Source organism: Nostoc sp. DedQUE12b (genome assembly GCF_034530835.1).
Lineage (GTDB): Bacteria > Cyanobacteriota > Cyanobacteriia > Cyanobacteriales > Nostocaceae > Nostoc.
The window spans coordinates 19,969-27,202 of sequence record NZ_JAVRCI010000085.1; the positions used below are offsets into that span (position 1 = coordinate 19,969).

The 7,234-nt window shown below is 41.7% G+C and carries 6 protein-coding genes and 1 pseudogene; 2 read left to right on the plus strand and 5 right to left on the minus strand.

The features are described 5' to 3' along the window. The first annotated feature begins 488 nt into the window (after positions 1–488). Positions 489–1,187, plus strand: coding sequence for an urea ABC transporter ATP-binding subunit UrtE (gene urtE / locus RMY16_RS27745; RefSeq protein WP_322739065.1), 699 nt, complete (start codon positions 489–491; stop codon positions 1,185–1,187). Here urtE and RMY16_RS27750 read toward each other — a convergent pair. Together RMY16_RS27750 and RMY16_RS27755 are read right to left on the minus strand one after the other, a co-directional pair. Then, positions 1,150–1,890 (minus strand): hypothetical protein, encoded by a 741-nt coding sequence (locus RMY16_RS27750; protein WP_322739066.1) that lies wholly within the window; start codon positions 1,888–1,890, stop codon positions 1,150–1,152. The two genes, urtE and RMY16_RS27750, sit on opposite strands and share 38 nt — an antisense overlap. A gap of 8 nt (positions 1,891–1,898) precedes the next feature. Continuing rightward, positions 1,899–3,212: a cytochrome P450 gene (locus RMY16_RS27755; protein WP_322739067.1), complete on the minus strand. Its 1,314-nt coding sequence runs from the start codon at positions 3,210–3,212 to the stop codon at positions 1,899–1,901. Between the two features lie 393 nt (positions 3,213–3,605). Between RMY16_RS27755 and RMY16_RS27760 the strand changes: the two genes are divergently transcribed. Continuing rightward, entirely contained in the window at positions 3,606–4,136 is a 531-nt protein-coding gene (locus tag RMY16_RS27760) for a hypothetical protein (RefSeq protein WP_322739068.1), read from the plus strand. Here RMY16_RS27760 and RMY16_RS27765 read toward each other — a convergent pair. From RMY16_RS27765 to RMY16_RS27775, 3 genes and pseudogenes are all read right to left on the minus strand, one after another. Continuing rightward, on the minus strand, positions 4,133–4,690 hold the full coding sequence (locus RMY16_RS27765; RefSeq protein WP_322739069.1) for a hypothetical protein: 558 nt from the start codon (positions 4,688–4,690) through the stop codon (positions 4,133–4,135). The genes RMY16_RS27760 and RMY16_RS27765 overlap by 4 nt on opposite strands. Before the next feature lie 106 nt (positions 4,691–4,796). Beyond that, positions 4,797–5,037, minus strand: a pseudogene (locus tag RMY16_RS27770) (transposase); the annotation flags it as partial. A gap of 316 nt (positions 5,038–5,353) precedes the next feature. After that, positions 5,354–7,180, minus strand: coding sequence for an EAL domain-containing protein (locus RMY16_RS27775; RefSeq protein WP_322739070.1), 1,827 nt, complete (start codon positions 7,178–7,180; stop codon positions 5,354–5,356). Between the last annotated feature and the right edge of the window lie 54 nt (positions 7,181–7,234).

Consider the following 7,234-nt stretch of genomic DNA (forward strand, 5'->3'; position numbering starts at 1 on the left):
ATAGGTTATTTCCAGATTATGGAAATGCCTATGAGTATGTCATATTACTCACTAGTTGAACCCAGAAAAAATTCAGAAGACGCGATCGCACCAGAATGTAGGTTTAATGCCGTGGAATCAGATTAATATAGCCATTTTCAATCTGGTGAGGTACAGGTATGCAAATAGACCTAACCCCCTAACCCTTCCCGAAGCGGGAAGGGGGAACAATTCAAAGCCTCTCTCCTTTTAGGAGAGAGGTTTGGAGAGAGGTCAAAATTGTACTTTACCCTTGTCGAGAACCGCTATAATACATTTTTTTGTATCAAGGTTAATTTTATAAAAGATTGCTAAACTTAATCTTTATAAACCTTCTATTTCGTTGCATTCGCAATCAGGTATTATAAGGGATTAACCAGACTCTTAATCAACTGTGGTTAATTATTTATTAACAGAGCGATCGCCAGTTAAAAACTTGATATCAAAATTAAACAGTTAAAAATTCTTTTATGCTCAAAATTTCTAACCTTAACGTTTATTACGGCGAAAGCCATATTCTCCGCAATGTAGATTTGAGCGTACCATCGGGGCAAATGGTTTGCCTAATTGGACGTAATGGTGTTGGAAAAACTACCCTACTCAAAACTATCATGGGTTTACTCAAACCCCGCAGTGGTACTATTAATTTAGCTGAAGAATTAATCAATTCCAAATCTCCAGACCAAAGGGCAAAGTTGGGAATTGGTTATGTCCCCCAAGGACGAGAGATTATCCCTCGGTTGACAGTTAAAGAAAATCTACTGCTAGGGTTGGAAGCTAGACGCAAACCAGTAAAAAAAGCAGAAATTGCAGAGGAAGTTTTTAGTTTATTTCCGGTGTTAAAAACCATGCTTTCGCGGATGGGTGGTGATTTAAGCGGAGGACAGCAGCAACAATTAGCGATCGCACGTGCTTTAATGGGAGAACCTCAATTACTCGTCTTAGATGAACCCACTGAAGGTATTCAACCCTCAATCATTCTAGAAATTGAAGCCGCAGTTCGTCGCATTGTCGAAACCACAGGCATTTCGGTTTTATTGGTAGAGCAACATTTGCACTTTGTCCGTCAAGCTGATTACTATTACGCTATGCAAAAAGGTGGTATCGTCGCCTCCGGTTCCACCACCGAACTCAGCCAAGATGTGATTCAGCGCTTTTTAGCTGTTTAATTTTTGATATTTCTATATCAATTGTGTCGGCAGCAATCAAGTCTGCTGCTTCTTGTAAAAGCTCATGCTGTTCCTTTTGAATTGCTTCCAAGCGATCAGAAATTTCTGCTAATCGCTGTTGTTTCTTTGGTTGAAAATTTTCAGTTAGTAAAGTAGGCGGATTATCAGTTGTTTTTGCACCTGTAATTCTTTGAACAGCAAATCTCCCAAGTTTAGTTAAAGATACAAAACTAACTTGAATCAAAGCCTGAAGCAATTTGAACGGAACTTGCAGTATTGACCAACTAGCTGTCTCAATTAAGCGGACAATTGCTTTGATGATGCTCCAAATCAGCGCAAGTGCAAACAGCAAAATTACTACACTAATAATTGGGTGATTAGCTCCCCAACCTAGTATTTGAACTAACCTAAAAAATATTGGGTGTTGTGTCAGCCAATCACTTGCAGAAGATGCGATCGCATCTTTAACTGCTCCCGATGTTGTATTTTTAAATTGCTCTGCTGTTTGCCAAGTTTGCTCTAAACTTGTTGTAACTGTATCAATTGCTTTATCAGTCGTTGTAGTGGCTGTTGTCTTCAAAGACTCACCAGCTTGTTGTGCTGAGTTACTTAGAGAGTTAACGCTTCCGCCCACAAAATCTTTCACATTTTGCAAGCGTTGTAAAACTCCGTTAGGCAAATGTATGTTTATTTGGGATGTCATAAAACATTTCACCGAGGTTGAAATCTAACCCGCAATCCATCTTTCGGGTGATTAGTGGGAACCACAACTTCCTCTAAACTTTGATTGGGTAATATCTCCCAATGATAATTGCGTAGAAGATGAGCCGCAACAATCTTCATTTCCATTTTGGCAAAGGCTAGGCCAATACAGATGCGCGGCCCACCGCCAAAACCAACTAAACTAAAAGGATACTTTTTGTTTTCTTGGCGCTGAGGACTGAAACGGTCTGGTTCAAAAAGGTCTGGTTCAGAATAAATTTCTGCAATTCGGTGAGTAACTCCAATTGAATAGTATAACTGCCAACCAGCAGGAACGTGATAACCTTTAAACTCAAAGTCTTTAATTACGCCACGAAACCCGCCTCCGACAGGTTGATGCAATCTTTCAACTTCCCACAAAACCTGCTCTAAATAGGGCATTTTCCCTAATTGTTCTAAATCCAAGTCACCTTGACTTGCAAGTTGCAATTGTTCAACTCTTGCTTTTTCGAGTACTTCTGGATGACGGGCTAACTCTACACACAACCAAGTCAGCATCGAAGTAGTAGTTTCATGTCCAGCAAATAGTAATAGTAACGCCTGAGCGATGAGTTCTTTTTCACTCATCCGGTTCCCTTCTTCATCTTGGGCTTGCACTAATAAACTCAGAACATCTTTTGTTGGATTTTGCTGACGTTCTCTGACAACATGAGTTAGATGCTCTAAAATCTGATTACGAGCAGCTATAGCTTTACCAAATGTTGTAAATGGCAAGGGCAACGGATTAATCGCAAACAGCCCATTTGTCATGGCTGCAAACAACTTGCTAAAACGTACGCATTCAGGACCAGGACGCGTACCCAACAATAATTGACTAGCAATATCAAACGTCAGTTGTTTAAATTCTTGAAACCAAGTAAATTCCTGCTGCTTCTCCCACTTTTGCAGATAACTACGTGTAATATCTTCCATTGTGGATACATAATTCACCAATGCTGGGCCATGCAATGCCGGCATCATCAAGCGACGGTTTCTGCGGTGTTCTTCTCCATCTTGCAGAAAAAGTGATTCACCCAGTATTGTCTTGAAATTATCAGGCCATCCCTCGCGCCAAGAAAAATTCTCCATTTGGCTTGACAAAACCAACTCTAATGCTTCCGGCCCGACCATCACTACAGTCGGTCTGCCAAGAAGATGAGTTTTGAAGATGGGCCCATACTGGCGATAGCGCTTTTTAGCAAAATCGCGGTCGAAAACAAAGGAAAGTGTTTCACCTAATACAGGCAAACCAAAGCTTCCAGGAGGAATTTGATTACTTTTCATATCTCTAAGGGTAGCTATGAAAAAGTTAACACGATATTCCAACTCTGCTGCGAGCGCAACACCCCAAAATATTCTTAGTACTTTCAAACATCTTTGTATCTTGCACCCGTAACCCAAAACCTATCATCTGTGATTACATTTCCCAAGATTACATAATAAATTTAATATGAGTTTTTATTCAAAAAAATTGCTGAACGTTAAGATTTTGTGGCTCTATTGTTGAAAAGTAAAAATTCTATGCATCTGGATTTACCACAACTGATTAAATCACTCGGCTATTTTGGGGTCTTATCAAGGCTTGGCTATGGTTCATGAAGAGTGCTGAGTGGGTAAATAGCAAAAATACTACTTGAGGAGAATGACACACAAACATGAGAGTTTAATAATACATTGATGACTTCCTTAAACATCAACCTCTATCTATTTCTAGAAAATCTCCTCTTTTTCCTTATTGCCACGCTTTTTATTGTGGTTGTGAACTGGGGATGGAAAAACGCCAAGCCTTATACTCTACCTTTACCATTTCCCGGTTGGTATAAAATCTGGTTTGGCTCAGTGCAACTGCTAGCAGTAGTGCCGCCATTAGTGGTTATGCTATTGTGGGGTGTATGGTGGGGCGATCGCACGGTGTTAGCTGTGCTTGCTTGGTATTTTATCGTCTTAGGGTTGCAAATCATCTCTGAAAGAGTGACACTTAGGCAGTTACAAAATGTCGTCTGGGTGATGGTTCCTTATATATATCTCCCTTACCGCTTTTGGCAGTTGTATGAGGGTTTGACACTTTTGGATTCTACAAGCGAGTTGCAGTGGGTACGATATTTATTGATTTTTGAATTGGTGCTGTGGATTGTTAACTACGCCATAGACGTATCTCAATTGCCGCGCCTGTTTCGTTGGGAAGTACAATCAAATGACGTGAGCTAGGGATTAATCGCAGAATTAGCCATTTTTACTAAAGAAGTGCGATCGCCTGCTTTTAATCCAAAAACATATTGCACACCCTGTTGTCTCCAAGTCAAGGTAGCATCTGAGCAACCAGCACCACAAGTAAAATCTACAAAATAGCCAGTAATTCCCTTAGCTAAGGATACACGTTTCCCAGTCAGGCTGGGTGTTTTGCGGGTTACGGCTTCAGCCGTAACAACGCCTAAACGACAGGCAGAAGCACCATTACAGTCTGGACTATAAGCCAGTAAAATATCATACTTTTTTTGCGTAGCAGCTTCTATAGTTGCGTAAATGGGATTTTCCCCATCCGACTCAGGAATAAACTTCGGCAAAAGAATCCGAATTTGAGTTTTTTGCTTTAATTTAGGCAGAATAGATTTAAAAACTGGGTTTACCTGAGTTTTACTCTGCTGCGCTATCAATTGGGACTGGTTATTTATATTGGCTATGGCTGATTTGTGAAAACTGCTGACACTGACTAATAAAAATACGGCACACACAGCACTAGTATTTCTAAGGCTTAAAATCATTTTTGAAAACCTATTCGATCAAAAGTACTTATTTGTAATACCCAGTTTTAGTATAAAAATACGCATTTAACAGATGAAGCGATCGCTGGGAATAAGAAATACAAAATTAATTAGTCATAACGGCATATATGGCAGCTTCACTCATTTCTGGAAGACGTTCATAATCCTTACTGAGACGACGGTAGTGGTTAAACCAACCAAATGTTCTTTCTACTACTCAACGTTTGGGCAAAACCTTCCATTCTTGCTCAGTATACCGTATGATTTCAACATGAGCTTGAATCATCAGCTAAACTAAAAGCGCTTTCTTTATCAACGTCATAACCGGAATCAACCCAGATAACTTCGTTTATTGGTTGTGGCAAATTAATCCTCAAGGATTTCAGCAAGTGTGTCAGTAACTTCCCCAAAGAGTGCAGCAAATATGTCCGACTGGGAAATAGGTTATACAGAAATATTCTAATGTTGATGAGAAATGTTCCAGCATTGATAAGGAATATTGTAATGTTGATGAGGAATGTTGCAATGTTTCTTATAGATGTTGTAATGTTGATGAGGAATGTTGCAATGTTGACAAGAACTACTTGTACATTGAGAGTGACGGAGAAAAAAGTGGCGATCTCGCTCCCCTGCCTCCCCTGCTTATCCGAACCCTATTGGAAACTAGCCCAATGGGTGAGGTAGTGCAATGCCGTATCCCTGTGCGTAATCAATTCCTAGTGTCGTAATTCGCTCTAAAATCGCGTTATTCTCCACAAACTCTGCGATCGTCTGAATACCCATCACACTGCTAATGCGCGTAATTGCTGTGACGATCGCATCATCCACAGAATTCTCGACAATGTTACGAATAAAGCTGCCGTCGATTTTGAGGTAATCCACAGGCAGAGACTTAAGATAGGCAAACGACGACATCCCCACCCCAAAATCGTCTAACGCGAAGCGACAGCCCATCTGTTGAAGTGACTGAATGAACTGCTTGGCTTTTATGAGGTTAGCGATCGCTACAGTTTCGGTAATCTCAAAGCAAATGTACTGGGGTGAGATGGAGTATAGGCTAAACTGCTCATATAGAAAGTCAATAAACTGATCGTCGTTGATGCTAGAGCCAGAAAGGTTAATCGCATAGATGCTTTGTTTATCGCCAACGAGCGTTGACCAATTCCTGAACAGAGTCCGAATCACCCACCGATCGATCAGGTGCATCAAGTTGTAGCGTTCTGCTGCTGGAATAAACGCCATCGGCAACACTAAATTTCCCTGCGCATCCCGGAGCCTCAGCAGCACTTCATAATGGTCGCCGTTTTGATCTGCCGGAGCGATCGCGGTAATTCTTTGAGCATAGAGACAAAAGCAATCACTTTCTAAGGCTTGAGAAATACGGCTGACCCACTGCATCTGTCCGCGCTGTTGCAGTCGCTCCTGGTCGTCAGTCTGAGCAACATACACGTGATTGCGCCCCCGATTTTTTGCAGTATAGCAAGCTGCGTCAGCCGTGCTGATAATTTCTGCAAGGCTCTCGCTATACGCGTCAATACCAACCAAGCCGATACTTACTCCAATTGAGAATACCTGCTTTTCCCAAACAAAGCGGAACTCTTGAACACACTCACGCACCTCATTGGCAACTTGTAAAGCTTGCTCTGGCATACACTGAGTGAGCAATAAGCCAAATTCATCGCCGCCTAAGCGTGCGAGTGTATCAGTTTTTCGAATCTTCTCCTGCAACAAGGCGGTAATTTGACGCAGTAATTCGTCTCCAGCCAGATGACCACAGGTATCATTGACAATTTTGAAGCGATCGAGATCCAAATAGCACAACGCATAAACCTGGTAGTCTAACTTGGCAAGGCGTAATGCTTGTTCAACCCGCCGCTCAAACTCCTGGCGATTCACCAATCCGGTTAAGGCATCATGGCTTGCCTGCCAGGATAGCTGACGCGAAAGCTGGCGGTTCTGAGTCACGTCATGAAACACCATAACCGCGCCAATAACTTGTCCCTCACGATTGCGAATGGGCGCGGCTGAATCTTCAATGGCAATCTCTTGACCATTTTGAGCAATTAAGACGGTATGGTTTGCTAAACCCACAATTCGATTTTCCTGTAACGCTTGCTCAATTGGGTTCTGAACTTTCTCCCGTGTCGTTTCATGGACAATTCTAAAGACTTCTTCTAACAGTACCCCTTGTGCGGATGTTTCACTACATCCGAGCAGAGATTCTGCAACCGGATTGAGGTATTGAATCCTGCCAAACGCATCTGTGGTAATAACTGCATCTCCAATTGATTGCAACGTCACCTGAGCTAATTCTTTTTCTTGAAAAAGTGTTTCTTCAATTTGCTTCAGGGCTGTGATATCGCGTCCCACCGATTGAAATTCGATAAAGCATCCTTGCTCGTCAAACAGCATTCGGTTATGCCACTGAGTCCAACGCACCTTATTTGCCACAACGACGCGATTCTCAATAATCACAACAGGATTATCCATACTAACCCAAGTTGCGGGTTATCAAGCTGTGGGTACTAAGACTTGAATAGTCGT